This window comes from Methylomonas methanica, from assembly GCF_001644035.1.
Classification (GTDB): Bacteria; Pseudomonadota; Gammaproteobacteria; order Methylococcales; family Methylomonadaceae; genus Methylomonas; species Methylomonas methanica_A.
Genome location: NZ_LUUG01000060.1, coordinates 58,965 through 77,969 on the forward strand (window position 1 = coordinate 58,965; position 19,005 = coordinate 77,969).

A 19,005-nucleotide genomic window follows, 5' to 3' on the forward strand; every position below is an offset into this window, starting at 1 on the left:
CTTAACTAAAACTCAGAGCATCATGAATCCCCACACGGGCGAGTCATGACGCCCTGAAGGGGTGGTAGTTGAATGTGATGGATACTGAAATCCAGCACACATCAATATGAAAAAGGCCTAGCCGATTGCGTGATTAAGCAACATGACAGCCCTATACAGTGAAATGACTAACGGTTGGTATTCAAAGCCTGACGCGCCTGCGTCATAGCCATGTCCTTCGGTGTCAATGGCGGCATGGCCGTCGCTTCAGATTGTTCCAATACCGGTGTGGTCCTGGGTTCGACCTCAGAGACCTTGTCCAACTCGGCCAAGGCAAACGTCAGATCGATACCTCTGAACTTCTGGTTGGCATAGTCGTAGGCGGCTTTCCAGGCTCCTGCCCCCGCAGTCCGTCTAACCAATTCGGCGACCGCTTTTTGCACCTTGGGATGGATTTGCGACAGATCGATAACGCGGTTTGTATCAACGCCAGCATCGCCCATCACATCATGATCATTACTGCCAGAAGCAGCATCATGTATATAAGTGGCACTACCATCGATCACGCTACCGTCGGCAATATCGTCAAGGGTTTTGCCATCCATTTCCTCGGCGGCATAACCGCATTCCTCCGGAAAGGCTGCCCTGAGCGACGCAGCTTTACCGCATTTGGATAATTGCCCCTTAGGGCGTTTGATCCACATGGCGGTTGGCACTTGCGAGTGTTTACCACCGGCTGTGCTATAAGCCTCCAGCCAGTAGACTTCCTCGGTAAAGGCGCAACGTTTGCCGGCGACGATCCGGTACACAGTAACCGCCACCCATTCGGGAAAGGTCACGGTGACACTGGATTCCTGCCATTGCTCGTTGTCGTCCTTGTAGCGACCGGTAAAGGTTTTGGTGATATCAGGACCCCAGACGGGTCTGTCCATGCCGGCCCAAACACCGGTCCGAGACGCGGTAGTCTGGATTTCCATGATGGACGGCCAGACGGTCTCGACATTGCGGCCTAAAGCAGCACTCCACATCGGCACGATATGCACCGGCTTTTTAAAGATGTCGAGCTTGCGGGCCTTGCAATAATCCAGCGCCATCAGAATGGCTTCCGGGGTTTTGGCGGTCGGAAAGGTGACTTCAGTCAATACTTTCCAGGACTGCTCCGAAATACCATAGCCTTGCTGGGCTGCCATCGGCATGGGTAAGTCGCGCGACTTAGGTTGATAGTTTCGGTTTTGATTGCTCATGGTGGGTCTCCTTATCAAAATGGGAACGCCATGGCCCCAACGGGGATAGTCGTCCCCTTTGGGTTGAAAAGCCGTCACCGCAAAAACGGGTCGGCAGTAGGTTAAAATTTACCCTCGCTTGCGACAGCTCGAATAGCTAGGTTTAGTTGAGCGGCATATCGGCATACTCGTCATCCCAATCAGCGTCTTCTGATGCCGGGTTCGATGATGAACCGTTTGCAGATGCGGGCACAGTTGGGCGATCGAGTAGTTGCAACTCATGCACAACCACTTCCGTGCGATAACGCTTTTCGCCGTTCTTATCCCATTGCTGGGTGCGAAGAGCGCCTTCAACATAGATCTTGCTGCCTTTCTTCAAAAGATCGCCGGCGGTATCGGCCAGTTTTTTAAAAAACACGACCCGATGCCATTCAGTTCGTTCCTGTTTGGCGTTTTTTGCATCTTTCCAAACTTCACTGGTTGCCAAGCGAATTGCCACAACCTTACCGCCGTTATTCGGTAAATAGCGAATATCCGGATCGGCGCCGAGACGGCCCAGCAAGATGACTTTGTTTACACCACGATTGGCCATGATGATGTCCTCCTATCGTCCGCGCCCGACAATTGAAAATAAAACCCACCTGCGCGGCGATGGGTCACATCCGGCAGGCACATTCCCGGCTAGGAATAAGCACTCCCAGACAGGATGAAAATCTAAAACACAACCATCACATCAGGCTTGACGCACCTGACACGCCGATGGATAACCACCGCCGCCGCTTAAAAACGGAACGCCGACCGCAGTCGGAACAAGGCAATCCTGAAAGATCAGCCAAGAAAATTAGAAAAACAGGCAAGCAAAAAGCTAACCGATTCAATTGTCAGGCATTGAAACAGAAAAATTTAAGGATGCTCGTACAATAAAGGTCGAATTCGGCCTTTATTGTAAAAAGGCCAAAAAAAATTTGGCTTACGATCATGGCTCATTTATCCAACATGGGAAACGGTCATGTCCGAAACAGCTCCTCAGCCAAAATCAGCCTCGCGTCGCGCCATCAGTCGGCCGATATTTGAGCGTACGTTTAACATCAACAGCGAGCAAGCTATTCGGGTCATCCGTGATAGCTATCACCGACTCATGGTGTCCTTGTATGCGATCGACGTGATCCTGCGCATCATTGGCCGAGAAGAAACCGTTGATGAAATCGAAAGTATCGTCAGTCAGATGATTGCCGAATGCGCGGAGCAACTGCAGCAGGAAAAGATGCGGTTGGAAAAACTCAAGGCCGACAACGGCATCAGCGAAACGCCGACCTACACGCACCCTAGGGAGTTTGTAGCCAAGATCGCTTCACCCCAAATTGCGCAATTCGTCGAGTTGATTCGTTTGCTGGATCAATTGATGATAGTGATGGACACATTGTGGCTGTGCCAGATCATCTCCAACAAACATTGCATTGCCGCGCGCCTAGAGTGGCAGCAGCGATTGCAGCGGCTAGCCAATAAAATTGTGACGATGGAGCGGCATGCGCATCAGGCAGCGTATGAACAGGGGCATGGGGAGGAAGTAAGATTGGCGAGGCAGGAATCAGGATTGAATGTGGAGCCTCAACCCTCGTTGGATACCGATGCGCCGAAGGAGTAACGCCCCATTTGATTCAACTACTGGGCGAAAAATAGGCAGCGCATTACCGAGTCGACCCGGCCTGTCAGGTATCGTGAATCGGCTTGGCTTATTATTGTCATGACAACGTCTGGCGGCTATACTGCACTCCTATGCCTAAGGGAGGTATTATGGCTGCTCAATCGACACGCACCACCAAACTTGACCTGCGATTATCGCCTGAAGCAAAACAAACCTTGAGCGCTGCGGCCCAGGCAGCCCATTGTTCCGTCAGTCAATTTGTATTGGCGAGTGCCTTATCACGCGCCGCAGAAACGCTTAGTGAGCGACAACGCTTTGAACTCAATGCCGAGCAATGGGAACATTTCATGGCCGCACTCGATGCACCGCCGCAAGTTGTGCCCCAGATCCAGCGTTTGTTCCGCGAGCCGAGTCCCTTTGATGTGCCGACGACCGAATGACAGGGTTTCGGATTGAGAAGCTACGGCGCGATCATCCCGTTGATAGCTTTACCTGTGGACGTGATGAACTTGATCGCTTTCTTATTCGCTATGCGCTAGGCAATCAGCACGCCAACGCTTCGCAAACCTATATAGGTCTGCATGACCAGGAGATCATCGGCTTCTACAGCCTAGTTGTGGGCGAAGTCGCGTTTGGCGATGCGCCGGAGCGCCTGACCAAAGGCTTGGCCCGTCACCCTGTTCCCGTCATGTTGTTAGCTCGGTTGGCTGTAAGTACCCCATGGCAAGGCCGCAAGATTGGGTCCGGCTTATTGAAAGACGCCATGCTACGCACATTGCAGGCTGCCGACATTGGCGGTATACGTGCTTTTGCTGTTCACGCCAAGGACGAGCCCGCTAAACAGTTTTACGAGCGGTTTGGTTTTATCCCCTCACCGACTGACCCATTACACCTTTACCGTCTCATCAAGGATTTACGCCGTTCTCTCGAAGCATAATGACGAGACCATATGTATTAACCCCATTAGTGGACGATGATTACAAAAGCTGCATTTAAGGTGAGCATTTAAGCGCGAGTTGAGTTGCTGGGCCCATCCTCCGCCGATTTTCAACCTGCCTCATTCACCGATCAATTTTTTGATGCTGTCTTTACTGATTGTTGATAGAGTCAGCTTTTTAATTTCCTTGGCTTTCAAAACCAAGGCATGGGTTTTACCCAGTTCCAGTAGCTTAGCGATAACCAGCTTGTCGGACTTCAATAAAAAATCCTTGAGTGTCATTTTTTTTACACGAACGGCGTCGACGCCACCTTTAGCCTTTTCGGTATGTACCAACCCCATGACGACAAAATAGTGAAACGCTTTGTTCACGGTCGTTTTGCTAATGCTCGGGTCAGCCTTATGGCACAGATCGAATAAGGTCGTTCTAAACTGTGCCGGATCAGGACAAACATCCTTTAAAGCCACGGCGTGTTTGTAAATTTTCTTCAACGTATCGGCATTGTCTGGCAGCGTATTGTATTTTTTTAGCAGGGCTTTATAGCTCTCCGCGTTAGCAACGACCTCGGTTTTTTCGGTCGGTTGCATCGGCTTTGCCAGGCTGGCGAAATTAATCGTACCGCTTTTGCTGACTTCAATAGCGTCGTTGGCGTTTAGATATCGTCCCAAGTCACACGAACCGGAAAATTGCTGACTCTTTCAGCCTCACGGATCAATCCCGCGGCTTGTTTATAAGTGCTGTCTGGCATGTTCCCTAAAATCAATTAAAAAATAGCCTTACAGTTTAACTTTTTTGAATCTGTACAGCCTGGTTTTTGCTCTGTTTCGGCAAACCATCGATGCATACCGAAATGTGTGTTAAGTGCTTTACTGTGCAGAATTAAATTAGTCAGATATTTACGTATTCTATTTTTAAATCACAAAAGTTCTTTAATTGATCGACAGATCTCATCCGATGGAACAGTTTTAGTTAAGTGGCTCCATGAAATCCTGATCGACCCTGCAATTTTCTCTTCGTTTAACCCCATAGCCGATAGAACGTGAGACGGTGTATAGCTATTTGATGTACAGGCGGAACCGTTTGACACCGCAGCGATACCTTTTAATTGAACCATTAATGCCTCCGAGTTCACTCCAGGCACTGAAAAGTTCAAAACATAAGGTGACGTTGGATTACAAAGGAACTCAGCATTTAATGCTTTTAAGGAATCCATTAAATTGGCTTTCAAAAATGCTGCATGCTCACACCACTTTTGGGCGTTCTTTTGAGCTAACTCACAAGCCAACCCAAAACCAGCAATCAATGGAACAGCCAATGTTCCTGGCCTAAGTCCCTTCTCTTGACCCCCGCCCAAATAAATTGGTGTTAGTGGTGGCTTCGTAAAATCTCTTCGCCGCAGGATTAGAGTGCCTATGCCCTTGGGCGCATATAACTTATGGCCGCTAACGCTAACTAAATCTATTCTTGGATTGTCAATATCGGAAGGGTATTTACCGAAGCTCTGAGCCGCATCTACATGCAAGTAAGCTTCATGCGAAGCTAGAGCTTGGCAGACGTCTCCAATAGGCTGAATTGAGCCGGTCTCATTATTGATATGCATAATGGAAACGAGGCAAGTTTCATCACGTAAAGCTGCTTTGAGCTCATTTACATCAATATCTCCACTTTCTCCTACATTGAGATAGGTAACATCAAAACCCTGTTTTTGAAGGTGCTTTATGGGTTCAAGAACAGATTTATGCTCAATTTTTGTTGTGATGATATGTTTTTTGTTGTTTGCTTCTGCAAATTCGCGTAATCCCAAAATCGCAATGTTGTTGCTCTCTGTCGCACCACTTGTGAAAATCACCTCTGATTTTTCTGCACCGACAACATTAGCAACCTGACCTCTTGCTAACTCGACAGCCCTTTTAGCTGCAACACCAAACTCGTGGGTCCTGCTACCTGCATTCCCAAACTCATCAACCATCATTTTGTAAACCAAATCTGCGACTTCGGGGAGGACTGGCGTGGTGGCGTTGTAGTCGAGGTAAATAGTCATAAGGGTCTGATTAGGCGATAAAGTTGGAGACTTACTCAGTAAGCTTTGATAGTATATCCTTCGCTGTTCGGACGAACAAATAGAGTTTTCGTTCGAACATAAATTGAGCAACAGAGGTGGATCAGTTTGAGTAGCATCGTATCTGGAATTAGTTTTCCTGCTATCCGAGGAACACAGGCGGGCAATGAGTATTTTATTGTCATGTGTCCTTTAAAAAGACTTAAAAAAATATTTACCTTCGATGAGTCAACATTGTGCGCAGAAGACAGAGCTCAACGGTCACTTAATCTCAGTCGTATCCCACAAATAACTAAGTACATTCACCAAAACAGATTTGATTACGCATTTTCGTCTTTAACAGCATGTATTGATGGGAGTTGTTTATTTCAGCCAATAAGCCCTGAAGGGCATGGCTTAAAAATAGGCAATCTTTTAGTTGACGATGAAGCTGAATTTTATATTACAGACGGACAACATAGATCAGCCGCGATTAACAGGGCGCTTGAGGAAGATCCTAGCTTGGGAGATGAAACTATTTCCGTAGTTTTCTTTGTGAATAAAGACTTAAAACAAAGGCAAAAAATATTTAGAGACTTAAATCTTTACCCGGTGAAGGCAAGTAAATCAACAGCAGTTCTTTATGGTGATGCCCCAGAAGAATTGCTATCAAATGAAGTTGCAAATAAAAGTGCGTTCTTTAAAGGCGTTATCGACTTCTCGGATAACAGTCTAAGTGCCCGATCATCAAAGTTGTTTATGCACAGCTCTCTATATGCTGCGAATATGGAACTAGTAAAGGAAATTACTTCAGAAAATTGGGAAATAAAAGCACAAGAGGCAATATGCTTTTGGGATTGTTTGGCGGAAAATCTTCCATTGTGGCAACAAGCTAAAAGCCATCAAATTAAACCTGAAGACCGTAAACATTATGTGTTGTTTAGGGCGATTGTTTTGAAAAGTTTTGCCATTCTCGGTCATGAATTATTAGCAAATCAAAAAAAATGGCGATCCATTCTGAATAAACTAAAAACTGTTGATTGGGATAGGTCAAACAAACAGATGTGGGAAGGCCGTTGTTATAACAATGGAAGAATGGATCATAGTAATGTTGCAGCATTGCTAACAGTTAATGTTTTAAAACACCATTTAGGACTTTCTCTTACAGTAGAACAACAAAAACAAGAGAGCAAATTTAATGGTTCCAATGATGGCAAGTGAGCAATTAATTAAAGCCTACTCTGCATTTAGCGATAAAGGCCTAAAAAATACAATAGAAGACGCTAAAGCTAACGTTAAACAGCTATATCTATCTGATCAAATTCCTTGGGTGATCGGTTATAGCGGTGGAAAAGACTCCACGGCAATTTTGCAGCTAATCTGGTGCGCATTACTCGAGCTTAAAAGGGATGATAAATGCCACAAAGATGTACATGTCATTAGTACGGACACACTGGTAGAGAACCCATTTGTTGCAATGTGGGTAGAGAAGTCTCTCGAACACATGAAAGAAGCAACAGAACAACAAGGCTTACCTATTATCCCTCACAGGTTGACGCCAGCAGTGAAAGATCGTTTTTGGGTTAACTTAATTGGAAAGGGTTATCCAGCCCCACGCTATAAATTTCGTTGGTGCACTGACCGGTTAAAAATATCGCCTTCTAATACTTTCATAAATAGCCTTGTTGACCAACGAGGCGAGGCTATTTTAGTGCTGGGAACTCGCAAAGCAGAAAGCACTGCACGCTCTGCATCAATGGAGTATTACGAGAATATTGAAACCAATACCCGTAAAGCTGATGGATTAACAGCCAATGGTAGCTTGGATCGGGTGTGGGTCTATACCCCAATTGCCAAATGGACCAATGATGATGTATGGATATATCTGAATTCAGTACAAAATCCTTGGAACTTCCCAAACCAAGATCTAATGGGGATGTATCAAGGTGCGACTGAAGGCGGGGAGTGCCCCTTAGTTGTCGATAAAAGCACGCAAAGTTGTGGCGATAGTCGTTTTGGATGCTACGTCTGCACTATGGTCTCTGAAGATAAATCTATGTCAGCAATGATTGCAAATGACGAAGAAAAAGAATGGATGCTCCCATTGCTTGCTTTACGAAACGAAATTGATGTTAACGACGCCAATAGAGATAAAAAATTAGACAAACTTCGCCGCGATAAAAGTCGGCGCGACTTCCGACGCATGAACGGTGCACTCACTGTTCATGTCTCAAAGCATGGTGCGGATATTGTTCCTGGTCCTTACGTACAGAATTTTCGTGAAGAACTACTCGAAAAGGTATTAGAAGCTCAAAAAGCCGTGCAAATGCTTGGGCCCGACCAAGTAAAGAGTCTCGAGCTGCTTCCTTTAGAAGAATTAGAAGAGATACGCCGAATATGGCTAGAAGAAAAACTCGAAGTTGAAGACAGTTTGCCTGGTATCTATGAGCGTGTGCTCGGCAAAGCCTATCCTGGGAAAAAACGGGCTCACCACCCAATTCTTAATGAACAAGTATTGAACAAATTAAAACTATATTGTAGTGAGCATGGTGATTCAGATGGCTTGATGTATCAACAAATTCGCTCAGTTACGGCCATTGCCAATAATCACAAAAATCAATTGCGTCGAGCAAATCTAGCCAATGAACTCAATGAAAGCTTAGAAAAAGGCGCTTTCTATTCGCTCGAAGAAGCAAAAAAATTCGCTTTAGAACGCAAACGCCATGAACTGCAAATTCAACTGGATAACTCTCCAAGCCTGGCACCGCAAGATAAAGATAATCTGGGCGAACAAATAGCCATCATTACACGCTCAATTAATGAACATGGATACAGCTCATTGCTGATTGAAACAGAGGAAGTCAGCGATGATTTTTGAAGAACTTATTATCGAAAACTTCGGTATTTACCAAGGTGAACATGTTGTTGATTTACGAGTTAAAGATGGAAAGCCTGTTGTTTTGTTTGGTGCGTTGAACGGTGGAGGTAAAACTACGTTTCTAGATGCCTTACAGCTTGTGTTGTATGGCAAGCATGCCAAGTGTTCGAACCGTGCAGGTATTGCTTATGGTACTTTTTTGGCAAGCTGCAAAAATCGATTTACCAACAATGATGCGCCAGTTCGCCTGTCATTGTCGTTTAAACACCAGACAAATAATTCCATACGCGAATTTAAGGTTGAGCGTAGTTGGACGGCTAAAGGCTTTACCGATCCGAAAGACAAGGTAAAAGTATGGTGCGACGATGAATATGATGAACACCTTAGCCAGTATTGGGATGAATTTGTAAATGAGTTCATTCCTCTTACTTTGTCAGATTTATTCTTTTTCGATGGTGAAAAAATTGAAAATCTTGCCCATCCTCAACGTTCTTCTGAACTAGTTAAAACCGGCATCGAAAATCTGTTGGGTTTAGACTTACTCAGTCAATTACAACTTGACCTAGGACAGCTGGAGAAAAAGCGTAGAAGCGGAAATGTCGACCAAAGTGTAATGGCAAAAGTGTCTGTCTGCGAAGACGAGATGGGGCAGTACAATGTGACTATTTCAGATCTAAAAAAAGATATTGCTGAGTTAGAGCAACAGGCTAGTGACACCAATATCGCAATAAATAAAGCGCGCCAGGCTGTTCGTAACGCTGGCGCCCATCTAATTGAAAAGCGCGACGAAATAAAGTTTGAATTAGGATCAGTCGAAGCAAAACTCAAACTGAATAAAGCTGAACAGATTAAACTTGCAGCAGGTGTTGGTCCGTTAGGCTTGGTTTCAGAACTCATCGAACAAACAAAAACACAGATCAAACTCGAAACCGAAGCCCACCAAGCCAAAGTACTCGATAAAGCAATTTGTGAGTATGAGGCAAAAATATTGGCAAGCCTTAAGGCAGCTGGCACACCAATGGATGCGATCACCAAGGTTAATAGCACCATGGCGGAATTGGCAAAAGAGCGCAAGAAGCTTACCGATATTGAATGCTACCTTAATACTGAGGTAAGTATTTTTAATGGGCTAGATAAACGTATAGCAGAGGAGTCAAAGCAGCGTAAGCAACTTAAGAAAACGGAAGCTGATTTGCTCGAGAAGCAGGCTCTTTTGCAGAAGCAACTTGATACCATTCCAGATTACGATTCTGTTCGGCACTTGATTGCTGAACTGGCCGAATGTGAGGCCACTTTTAAGAACATGCATGTGCGTTTAAGGCAGAAACAGCAGTTATTAGAACAAGCTCAAGCCAAGAGCAATGTTTTATCGCAGCGCTATACCAATTTATTGGCGCAGCAGAATAAAGACACCTTTGAGCAAAAACGCGCTATTCAAGTCAGTGAACACATTAAAAAGCTAAAAACCACGTTACAAGGCTTTTCTGAGCAATTGGTTGCAGAAAATATTGAGCGATTAGAAATGCTTGTCAAACAGAAGTTCGATGCACTCGGCCGTAAAGAACAGTTAATAAGTGCACTGAGTATCTCGCCAGTAAGTTTTGAATTAACACTGTTTGACGCCAATAACCAACCACTGGAGCCGAGTAAACTTTCCGCTGGTGAGCGTCAATTATTGGCAATAGCTATTTTGTGGGGTCTCGCAGAAGCATCAGGCAAAGAGTTACCGACAGTAATAGATACTCCATTAGGGCGCTTAGATGGAAAACACCGCACTAACTTGGTAAATAACTATTTTCCTAAAGCGAGCCAACAGGTCATTTTGCTTTCTACTGACGAAGAAATTATCGACGAATACTACGAGAAATTAAAGCCATCCATAAGTAACGAATACCATATTAGTTACGACGAGGAAGCCAAGACATCTAGCTTTACTAAGGGATATTTTTAATTATGCAAAGCATCGACATTATTCGCTTATCTGAGAAACAGAAGCAGCAATTAATTATCCTCAAGCGGAAAACCGGCATTGAGAATTGGAACGTGCTTTGTCGCTGGGCATTATGTATATCGTTGGCAGACCCAACAATACCTCCGAAAGAAGATATTCCTTCAGACAGTAATGTTGAGATGACTTGGAAAACATTTGGCGGCGAATATGCCGATGCGTATCTTGCTATTCTTAAAAAGTCATATCTGCTTCAAAATAATGCGCTCGATGGAATTGACATAAATAATTTTATTAGATTGCATATTGGTAGGGGGATATCATTTGTTCTAAAAACTATTCCTTTTTGATATTCAGCTTATCAAGAATTGAATTTACGGAATCTGTTTTATTTTTTGTAAAAATTTTGCCTTTTTGGTATATCATTCCATTGAAGTATTCAGACTTTAAGCTAAGATCTTCGGTTTTTAAAAAGGCTTCAAAATCACTTAATTTATTGCTATTAAGACTCCGCTTATAGCAAATGGCAAGAATTTCCAACCCTATTGGCCTCATATAGGCCATATTATCCTGAAATCTAAGTTTTTCAGTAATATTTTCATTGCCTAAAGATTTTTCTATGCTTGGAATAGAATTAATAATAATGTCAAAAAAGTCAGTTAGATGCTCATAAAGAGTATCTTCATTATAAGAAAAACCTTTTGTCTTTGTTTTTTTTATTGCCTTTGAGATTGAGACTATTGTTAACAGATTAGTAAAATAATTGTTGTGTTTTTTCGTAATGGGAGCGGTCTTAGATAAGCTAATTGAATTACTTGGTATGCGATTATAGTTGCTAAAAAATCTTCTAGCTACGATGTTTTCAATATCCTCTTCATCAATAATTGCAAGTTCTCCTGGGCTAACAGCCTGTGCTTTTTTATTTATATCTGAGAAAAGTTTTCTTGTCCTTCTTTTACCTGGATCGTTGTCAACATGTAAAACCAATATTACAGAAATCTGATCATTGTAGTATTGATTGCTTGCATAATATCTTTTGATAGCTTCAACTCTATGTTGTCCGTCAATTGCAAATAGTCTTTCTTTTCCTGTAAGTTTTAAAATACCCATGGAATCTTCCAGATAGTCTCTGGTTGAGTCATCAAACTCATCAATTCCTTTCATATTCAAAGAAAACCATTCCGGTGTATTTTCGAATACACCAAGTATAATCGAGTTGAAAAATCTGTCATCACATGTACTAATGTAATTAAATATCTTTTTTACATTTGAAGTAAGTTCTCTCTGTAAATAATCGTCTAAGCTTTTACTTTCTCTTATTTCTTTCGATGATTGAACGTTATTAACTATATCTTCTGGGTTCATTAAAATAGGATAGTAAATCCAGCTGCCCATGACACCTCTTAATGCAGGATAAAAGTTGTTCATTTTATTGGTTTTCATGTATAACATTTTCTTGCTTCTTTAATTTTTACAGGGAAGTCTCTTTCATTTGCCCAAGGCATATAAAATGCATGAAGCCATTCTTCAATTTCTTCCAAATTAGATGTATCATCAAACTCTGAAAAAAATATCGTAGTTACATCGTAATAATACTCTAATGCAGTTACAACTTTTGGTCTCTTTTTAATTCCCGAAATTTGTATATATTGTTTTAATCTTTCTCTAAGTGGCCTTCCAGAACCAGACTCTCCTGCGATTCCAACGTAGAATACATATGCCGGAAGCGATGCAATTTGAAGGTCAGGTTTTATAACAAAAATATAAACTCCTGTTTTTGAAGCTAAAGAAGGATTTCTGTCTAGTGCGTTTGCTAATTCCGTGTACTTAACTTCCTTCCAATCAAATTTAAGCTTATTCAAATAAACGCTGTATTCCTTCCACCAGCGGGGAGTGATCGAAATACCACGAGTAGCAATTTTTAAATACATCTTATCGCTAGTTGAATTAAAGCTAGTGTACTCAGGCGCCAGAAAGTCTAAAATATCTCTAGTTGCCATACATCTGACTCCTCATAATTTGAATAATTCCCAGAATGCTTTGTCTCTCATTTTTGTAAGCTTCTTCTCTCCATCGATATACAAGCTGAAATGTTTCTCCAGTTTTCGGATGGTTTCCATTAAGTTTTCTTGCTCTCCTTTATCGTCGATATTAAAAATCGCTTTTATATCAGCGTTACGTATTTCCGCTACCCGATGAATTACCCAAGTTAGTACATAGGCCGCATAGTTATTTTCACCAGTTTTGAAGTGGGTAATATCTTGTGTTGAAAGCACTACCCCTACACCATACTCGCGGCCTTCTTTGAGAATTTTTCGAAGGCTAGTGAAATTCTGCGACATAAAATTGTCGGCTTCATCCACAAGAATCATTTTCGTAATTTGTCGAAAATCTCCCTTAACATCTGGCTTGCCTCGCTTCTGCATTTGCGAGTAAAAAAGGTCTAACGTAAGAGCAACAACCAAATTTTGTATCTCTGAAGGATAGCCCGCCAACTCAATTACCGTTATTCCTTCAGTAAGCTCATACAGGCTTGTCATCTTCTCCGGCATAGATTCAAAAATCTTAAATCTCGCTAATTTTGACAAGGCAGCATATAGGGAGTCCTCATCGACTTTTTCCTGCGCAATGAATAACGCCCAAATGTCTTCGATTGTAGGAGCAGGTCTATCCCAGGTCGATGAGTTTTCCGGTAAAATGCCAGCCGATGCGTAGGCATCTAGAATCAAATTCTCGAGTTTTAGCTGCTGTTTTGGCCCTAGACCATATGCCTTTGCCATGGTTTCGGAAAAGCCTGCTGCAGTGTGAATCGGCAGCATTGGAGTATCACCGAATAGACTCAGCGGGTTATACGGCAACTGAAACAGTTTGTATTTTTTTGCATTCGTCGCGCTGATGAAAGCATCATCAACGTAGTCTGACTTGTAATCAAAAATCAACATGCCAATCCGAGCAGCATTAACGTTATTATGCTGGTTGCGATAAAGCTGAGCTACCATCGCCTTAGTAAACTGTGTTTTCCCAGTTCCCATAGTACCGATGATACCTGTATTGGTATTCATGAACTTTGCGGTATTGGTGGGCTCCCAATACAGAGGCTTATCATTACGTGCATCGTGGCCAAACAGAACTCGCAAGGGTTCGTCGATATTAACTATTGGTGCGGGAACAGCTGATGTCGATTTTCCTGCACTCTTTGTCTCAATAGCTAACTGCGGTTCTATTTCCGAATGGGTTACATCAGTTTTTTCGTCCGCCTGATTTAGATCAACTTGTGGCCGTAATAAATACTCATCGGGAATATAAAAAAGCGTTTCACTTCTGGCATTAGCAAGCATGCTTTTTAATGGGGCTCTTATAAGATTCCCTAGGACAGCTATCGGTAACTCGATTTTTAAGACCTCTTCCTCTTCAGTGAAATTCGCATCAATGAAGGTTTGGTCTTCAACATTAACGAATAAAAACCCTTCAGGATAATCCTTCAGAGTTCCTATTTGATACTCGCCTTTCAACCACCATTCACGATTTTTTGTCAACTCTTCGAAATAGCCGGTATCGTAGAGGTTATAGAGCTCGTACTTTTCAACCTGCATTAATACTTGTCGAGCAAACAAACCTCGATAAAGCATTCCAGCCAAGTCATCCTTGCCGAGTAAGTCATCTGTAAGATAACGTTTCAGCTCCTTTGCTTGTTGGAACCCTTTATTATGCGTTTGACGCTTACCGGTTTTTACTTCAACCGGTAGCATATAAAGCTTATCACCTTTAAAGCCAGCAAAAAGCACGTCATCCGAAATAGCGCCTTGCTTATACCCTTGCACCGCTCTTGAAAAATCAGACTCGCTAATCTTTAAACCGATATTCCCAGCAACACGGATCATTTCTGCTATTGAAAGCGGAATCCAGGTAATATCAGATTCTGCAAGAAGACAATTCACATATTTATAAGCACCAATAACGCCGCGCTTAGCCTTTCGCTCTGTATCCCGGTCAGTGATCATCTTCAACAACCACTCGCCATTGAAAGCGTTAAACTCTTCAATGTGACCACCTTTCTCGTCACGCTCAAGCACTTTACGATAAAGGTCTGTTTGTTTGGTAACGGTTATTGCATCGTAGTTCGTTGAATTGGTGTAGTTATCAGAATAGTGAATCAAGACAACATCTTTCGATGTCTCGAAGAAATCGAGTGTGACTTTAGGATCAATAATACAGGTCCAAATAGAGCTGTCATAAGAACGCTCTAACAATGATCTGAAGTTATCGCTTACGGCCAATGCTGTTGATTTAGCATGACCATGTTGTTCGTTGGCTTTTAACGCTGGCTTCAAAAGCCGGTTATATTGTTGGGCTAACCGCAGATGTGGCAAATCATTGATATCCACCCCTTTTAAGCCAAAAGCGGTGAAATAACAGTCTTGCTTATTAGCAGCAGCTTCACCAGAAATTAAGCCGTTGCACACTATGCCACCTAACTCTTGGTCCGGATCAACATCGGTGCGCTCTACACGCTGGTTATTTCGAAAGAAGCTAATGTGAGCATATTGTTGCGAACTAACCTTGCCGTTTTCATATTTGCTGTATGTCAGTCGGGTTCGTAGCAAATCAACAACCAGATCTGCATACTCTCTTGCCTTTCCTTTGTCCAATTCGTACCGCTGCTTGATTTCATCATGTTTTCCAAGCTCAGAAAATCGGTCAAACTCATTATATTCCAGCTTATCGTCATATAGGCACACATGGATGTATGGCACCTTATCTTTTAACTGTTTAACGAGATCAACTAGCCCCATGAATAAATCAGAGTTGTCATGGTTATTAACTGAGTTAATCAGCAACTTTGCTTTAGGCCCACAACTAAACAACATGCTAAATGCAGTTTGAAACTCGCCAACCTTTTCAGAAACGAGCTTGCGGATAAAGCTGAAACTTGTTTGCTGCTGAGGTACTAATTGCAACCAGAAGTTGTTCTCTCGCTCAACCTGCACATAACTAAAGTCATGTTTAGGGTGATATATATAGGGCAATAACCCTTGTGGATTGAGACGTTCCTTGGTGATTTTAGGTAATTCTGAAAAGCTTTGCTTTATTTCCTTGTCCTCAGAAATTTTCTCAGCCAAATACAAGTAGTAAGCAAGTACAACAGGATGTAATGGCGTAATAAATTCACTTGAATCAAATACTGCAAACCCCAAAAACATTAGCTGTTTCTGTTCTTTTGTCAGCAGATCGTTGGTTCTAATATCAGCTATAGCGTCGTTAAATGCCGTGACTACATCTTTTACACACTGTTTATACTCGATATCCCAACCACTTATTGAAGGTAATGTTCTGCGTTGCTGTAACTCTAAAAAGAAACGACAGTAGGCAGCTTTTAGTATTGGGAAAGTTGTTAAGTGCGACGTGGAAATATTGCGTTCAGGATCATCATGACGGTATAACAACTGGTCGCTAACAAGTTCGTGTTCCCACTGCAAGATAGTTAACCTTCGCGCCTTTGGTGCCACTTCTTGGTTATCAAGGATTATCTTGTTTTTAGCTCGATTAAAAACGCCAAAATAGGATTTATCAAATAATCGGTTATAACGTTCAGCATCCAATAAAAGAGGAAGTGTCAGTGCATCTGACGCCACAGCACCCTCAACCTCAATGTCCAGTGTGAAATTTTGAGTTTTAACCGTGAAACTCAACTCAGCCGATTCATTAGCCATTACTTCGAAATTAACAGTACCGATATTATCTGTTTCGAATGTTTGGCCTATCTGCTCAAGATGTGCTTCAGCAGTTTCTTCTGATATTTTTAAACTGTTTTCATCGGTTTGAAGCAAAAGGCTTTTACGTTTTGGAATAACCAAAAAGTTATTTGAAATTTCCGATACTAAAAAGTCACAGGCTGGAAGCACTAATACTTTAAAGCTGTAACACTCCGCAGTTTTTTCTCGCCTTAGTCTTATGCTGAAGTAGAGGGGAGACATAACTTGTACACACTTAAACCTAACTCTGCTTCGCTTACCACCCGAGTTATTAATACCGAATAGGCTAACCTTCGGCTCTGACGCGTCTTTTATCTCAACTTCGCTTTTTTCTACTGTGGCACCAATAAATACCAGTTCAAACTCAGCATCTATAATTCCAGAACTGAGATTCAGAATTAAATGTCGCTCTCGCTTCCCTGCTTTTGTAGCCGCTTTATCTCTGGATATTAGATTTATCTCTGGAGGACATACTTCAGATTCGAGCCTTAAACCTGCAGCCCGATTCTTTGCCTGTTCCTGATAGCAAGCCGTAAATTCTAGGTTGTTCGTCCATGATGTTAGATCCGAAAAATTGTTTTCGACAAAACTCTCACCAAAATCGAGCTCTGCAAGTTTTTCGACAAGTTCATTTGGAAATCGCTCGGTGATCTGGGCTATACGGTCATGCAGTTGCTTATTCTCTTCTAGCCGTTTTTGTATTTGTGCATCATTATCAAATTTGATTAACTCTGAATCGAGTAAAAGGCCTAACTCACAAAACTTCAAATCGCCATCAAGCAATGCTTTATAAAGATTATTAAAGCCAAAAACAGTGCCTTCGCTTTCGATAATCTGCTGGTAGACTAGATTGAGCAAATGTGCTGAAACATGGCGTTGTTTACCAAAGGGATCAATGAGTTTTTCTAACTCTGCTTTAAGACTTGATGGATGCCAGATATAACTCTTTTGCGCGAGATCGTCCGCAGAATTAATAATAGTATCGAGCATGCTGTTATGAATGACTAACAAAGCTGTGTTCTGAAAATCATTCTGCTGAGACGATACTTTATCTCGTAAACGAGATATGTAGTTTTCGGTATACCCATGCAAAGAATTACCGTGCAACACCGAAATCAACTTCACATCATTGAGTTCAATGAAAGGTAACTCCGTAGGTCCGTCCTGAATTTTGCCTTCCTGCCGCCTTAACAAAGCCAAAAGTAACGACTCACTATTTTTGTTATCGGCTGATTTAAACTGATAACGGAATCCTGGGTTGAGATCCTTACTACCCCATTTTTCAAGTAGCTCAACAAGAAAATCTTCAAACTGTTTTTCTGACATACACTGCATCCCCGCTATCACTCATGCGCTCAACATTTCCGATGCGCTCATAAAACTGTACAACTTCAGCCTGACTCTGCTTATCAAAAAAGACTCCGCGACGCTCAAACGCTTTAACTACCTCGTTAAACCGAAGCTTTTCATTTTCACCAATTACAAGATTTGTAAGAAGCAATAGATAATCCTGATTTAGTACCAGCGTAGCGCCTGCAGCACCGCGATGTTGAATGAAATCAGAACACAGTGACTTTAGTGTTGCTTTGGCAAAGTTAGCGTTAATGTCGTCTTTATCTTTGTTCCCAGTTTCAAATTGATCCTTCGATAATTTCAATACCTGAGCCAATGCTTCACTAGCAGTCGTTTTATTCTGAACATTGCTTCTTGCTAACTGTCGTTCTTCAACAAAGCGGCAAGCAAATTCGTTCAATTCGTCTGTTGCCTCGTTCGATCCCTTAATGCTTTCTGCTAATGCCCACAAGGGTTTCACTACGTCGGTCTTTCCTTGTAACATCTCGGACATTGATAAATAAGGAAATAAAAAGCGCACGTGCTTCTGGAGCTGTTTATACCCGTTATCATGAATTTCACGTCTTTCCTGGCTAGCTTTTTCAACATCTAAAATCAAATAATTGGGTACGGGCACTGGCTCTCCCTGATCCCACCTCAACAAATTATGTGATATTTGGCTGGTATAAAGGAACCCATATAGCTTTAAGAAGGATTTAAAATTCTCGAGCAAATAACGTGGTTTGGTTCTGAGAAATTTAAAGTCTTGCTTAATGCAATCCGCCATAAATGGCAAAAACACCTCTTCTTTTAAATCACGAGATTTAATATCAATTTCTGGCTTTAGAGCTTTATTTAGAAATACGTCATATATTAATTTTTCGATAAAATTTAACGTAATAGGAGTTAAGCTAACAAAACCAACATTGCCCAACATATTGGAAAACATTTTACCAACTCTTTGGTTATGTTTATTTTCTTCAGCTTGCTCGCATTTAAATAATAAAAACTCTGGTGCTATATTCAATGCATCCGGACTGTCAAAATACATTTCTTTTAAGACATTCCAAAAATTAGGATCATCCAATCGCGCCTTAAACACCAATTCACATAGCTCTGTGAACTTGTCGAAATCTTTATCTAATAGCTCTTTCCGATATACATCAGTAACAACCACCCCCAAAATATTATCCCAATCAAATTCTTTTCGCTCATCCTTTGTCCTGATAGGGAAATAGGTGGTTAGTTTGTTATTAGTAATTTGCATATCT

General features: G+C 42.2%; 16 protein-coding genes. 8 read left to right on the forward strand and 8 right to left on the reverse strand.

The genetic code is table 11. The features are described 5' to 3' along the window. Positions 1–167 precede the first annotated feature (167 nt). Both bet and ssb read right to left on the reverse strand, forming a co-directional pair. On the reverse strand, positions 168–1,223 hold the full coding sequence (gene bet / locus A1332_RS08900; protein ID WP_064008144.1) for a phage recombination protein Bet: 1,056 nt from the start codon (positions 1,221–1,223) through the stop codon (positions 168–170). A gap of 142 nt (positions 1,224–1,365) precedes the next feature. Continuing rightward, complete coding sequence (gene ssb / locus A1332_RS08905) at positions 1,366–1,794, reverse strand: single-stranded DNA-binding protein (protein ID WP_064008145.1); 429 nt, start codon at positions 1,792–1,794, stop codon at positions 1,366–1,368. A gap of 32 nt (positions 1,795–1,826) precedes the next feature. Between ssb and A1332_RS25260 the strand changes: the two genes are divergently transcribed. The 4 genes from A1332_RS25260 (at position 1,827) to A1332_RS08920 (ending at position 3,784) form a co-directional block, all read left to right on the forward strand. Then, positions 1,827–2,126 carry a hypothetical protein gene (locus tag A1332_RS25260; RefSeq protein ID WP_157203976.1) on the forward strand — a complete coding sequence of 100 codons (300 nt, stop codon included), beginning with the start codon at positions 1,827–1,829 and terminating at the stop codon, positions 2,124–2,126. 85 nt (positions 2,127–2,211) lie between these two features. After that, entirely contained in the window at positions 2,212–2,847 is a 636-nt protein-coding gene (locus tag A1332_RS08910) for a hypothetical protein (protein ID WP_064008146.1), read from the forward strand. A gap of 149 nt (positions 2,848–2,996) precedes the next feature. Beyond that, the gene (locus A1332_RS08915) at positions 2,997–3,287 is read left to right on the forward strand and encodes a DUF1778 domain-containing protein (RefSeq protein WP_064008147.1); all 291 of its coding nucleotides are present in this window, start codon (positions 2,997–2,999) and stop codon (positions 3,285–3,287) included. Continuing rightward, entirely contained in the window at positions 3,284–3,784 is a 501-nt protein-coding gene (locus A1332_RS08920) for a GNAT family N-acetyltransferase (protein WP_064008148.1), read from the forward strand. Before A1332_RS08915 ends, A1332_RS08920 begins: the two co-directional genes overlap by 4 nt. Positions 3,785–3,904: 120 nt before the next feature. Here the strand turns inward: A1332_RS08920 and A1332_RS08925 are convergent, their stop codons facing one another. Then, complete coding sequence (locus tag A1332_RS08925; RefSeq protein ID WP_064008149.1) at positions 3,905–4,453, reverse strand: hypothetical protein; 549 nt, start codon at positions 4,451–4,453, stop codon at positions 3,905–3,907. Positions 4,454–4,701: 248 nt separating this feature from the next. Next, the gene (gene dndA / locus A1332_RS08930) at positions 4,702–5,826 is read right to left on the reverse strand and encodes a cysteine desulfurase DndA (protein WP_064008150.1); all 1,125 of its coding nucleotides are present in this window, start codon (positions 5,824–5,826) and stop codon (positions 4,702–4,704) included. A 126-nt stretch (positions 5,827–5,952) separates the two neighbouring features. On the opposite strand from dndA, the gene dndB reads away from it, so the two are divergent. Genes dndB through dndE form a run of 4 tightly spaced genes read left to right on the forward strand, consistent with a single transcriptional unit; the run spans position 5,953 to position 10,999 of the window. Continuing rightward, positions 5,953–7,044 carry a DNA sulfur modification protein DndB gene (dndB, locus tag A1332_RS08935; protein WP_064008151.1) on the forward strand — a complete coding sequence of 364 codons (1,092 nt, stop codon included), beginning with the start codon at positions 5,953–5,955 and terminating at the stop codon, positions 7,042–7,044. Then, a complete protein-coding gene (dndC, locus tag A1332_RS08940; RefSeq protein ID WP_197491426.1) occupies positions 7,022–8,701 on the forward strand; it encodes a DNA phosphorothioation system sulfurtransferase DndC in 1,680 nt (559 codons plus the stop codon). Before dndB ends, dndC begins: the two co-directional genes overlap by 23 nt. Next, on the forward strand, positions 8,691–10,652 hold the full coding sequence (gene dndD, locus A1332_RS08945; RefSeq protein WP_064008152.1) for a DNA sulfur modification protein DndD: 1,962 nt from the start codon (positions 8,691–8,693) through the stop codon (positions 10,650–10,652). Before dndC ends, dndD begins: the two co-directional genes overlap by 11 nt. 2 nt (positions 10,653–10,654) lie before the next feature. Beyond that, a complete protein-coding gene (gene dndE, locus A1332_RS08950; protein WP_197491427.1) occupies positions 10,655–10,999 on the forward strand; it encodes a DNA sulfur modification protein DndE in 345 nt (114 codons plus the stop codon). On the opposite strand, the gene A1332_RS08955 is transcribed toward dndE, so the two are convergent. The 4 genes from A1332_RS08955 to dptG are packed head-to-tail and all read right to left on the reverse strand — an operon-like array spanning position 10,986 to position 19,001. Further along, positions 10,986–12,092, reverse strand: a complete 1,107-nt coding sequence (locus A1332_RS08955) for a DNA sulfur modification protein DndB (protein ID WP_064008154.1) — start codon at positions 12,090–12,092, stop codon at positions 10,986–10,988. The genes dndE and A1332_RS08955 overlap by 14 nt on opposite strands. Next, positions 12,089–12,649 (reverse strand): hypothetical protein, encoded by a 561-nt coding sequence (locus A1332_RS08960; RefSeq protein WP_064008155.1) that lies wholly within the window; start codon positions 12,647–12,649, stop codon positions 12,089–12,091. The genes A1332_RS08955 and A1332_RS08960 overlap by 4 nt, the downstream gene beginning before the upstream one ends. A 12-nt stretch (positions 12,650–12,661) precedes the next feature. Continuing rightward, the gene (gene dptH / locus A1332_RS08965) at positions 12,662–17,728 is read right to left on the reverse strand and encodes a DNA phosphorothioation-dependent restriction protein DptH (protein WP_064008156.1); all 5,067 of its coding nucleotides are present in this window, start codon (positions 17,726–17,728) and stop codon (positions 12,662–12,664) included. Beyond that, on the reverse strand, positions 17,709–19,001 hold the full coding sequence (gene dptG / locus A1332_RS08970; protein ID WP_064008184.1) for a DNA phosphorothioation-dependent restriction protein DptG: 1,293 nt from the start codon (positions 18,999–19,001) through the stop codon (positions 17,709–17,711). Before dptG ends, dptH begins: the two co-directional genes overlap by 20 nt. Between the last annotated feature and the right edge of the window lie 4 nt (positions 19,002–19,005).

What these genes read in the sequence shown, in the direction of transcription:
- dndD (WP_064008152.1), top strand. Translation starts at nt 8,691, where the DNA reads ATGATTTTTGAAGAACTTATTATCGAAAACTTCGGTATTTACCAAGGT.
- A1332_RS08920 (WP_064008148.1), top strand. Translation starts at nt 3,284, where the DNA reads ATGACAGGGTTTCGGATTGAGAAGCTACGGCGCGATCATCCCGTTGAT.
- A1332_RS08960 (WP_064008155.1), bottom strand. Translation starts at nt 12,649, where the DNA reads ATGGCAACTAGAGATATTTTAGACTTTCTGGCGCCTGAGTACACTAGC.
- dndE (WP_197491427.1), top strand. Translation starts at nt 10,655, where the DNA reads ATGCAAAGCATCGACATTATTCGCTTATCTGAGAAACAGAAGCAGCAA.
- dndA (WP_064008150.1), bottom strand. Translation starts at nt 5,826, where the DNA reads ATGACTATTTACCTCGACTACAACGCCACCACGCCAGTCCTCCCCGAA.
- dptH (WP_064008156.1), bottom strand. Translation starts at nt 17,728, where the DNA reads ATGTCAGAAAAACAGTTTGAAGATTTTCTTGTTGAGCTACTTGAAAAA.
- bet (WP_064008144.1), bottom strand. Translation starts at nt 1,223, where the DNA reads ATGAGCAATCAAAACCGAAACTATCAACCTAAGTCGCGCGACTTACCC.
- dndC (WP_197491426.1), top strand. Translation starts at nt 7,022, where the DNA reads ATGGTTCCAATGATGGCAAGTGAGCAATTAATTAAAGCCTACTCTGCA.
- ssb (WP_064008145.1), bottom strand. Translation starts at nt 1,794, where the DNA reads ATGGCCAATCGTGGTGTAAACAAAGTCATCTTGCTGGGCCGTCTCGGC.
- A1332_RS08955 (WP_064008154.1), bottom strand. Translation starts at nt 12,092, where the DNA reads ATGAAAACCAATAAAATGAACAACTTTTATCCTGCATTAAGAGGTGTC.
- A1332_RS08915 (WP_064008147.1), top strand. Translation starts at nt 2,997, where the DNA reads ATGGCTGCTCAATCGACACGCACCACCAAACTTGACCTGCGATTATCG.
- A1332_RS08910 (WP_064008146.1), top strand. Translation starts at nt 2,212, where the DNA reads ATGTCCGAAACAGCTCCTCAGCCAAAATCAGCCTCGCGTCGCGCCATC.
- dptG (WP_064008184.1), bottom strand. Translation starts at nt 19,001, where the DNA reads ATGCAAATTACTAATAACAAACTAACCACCTATTTCCCTATCAGGACA.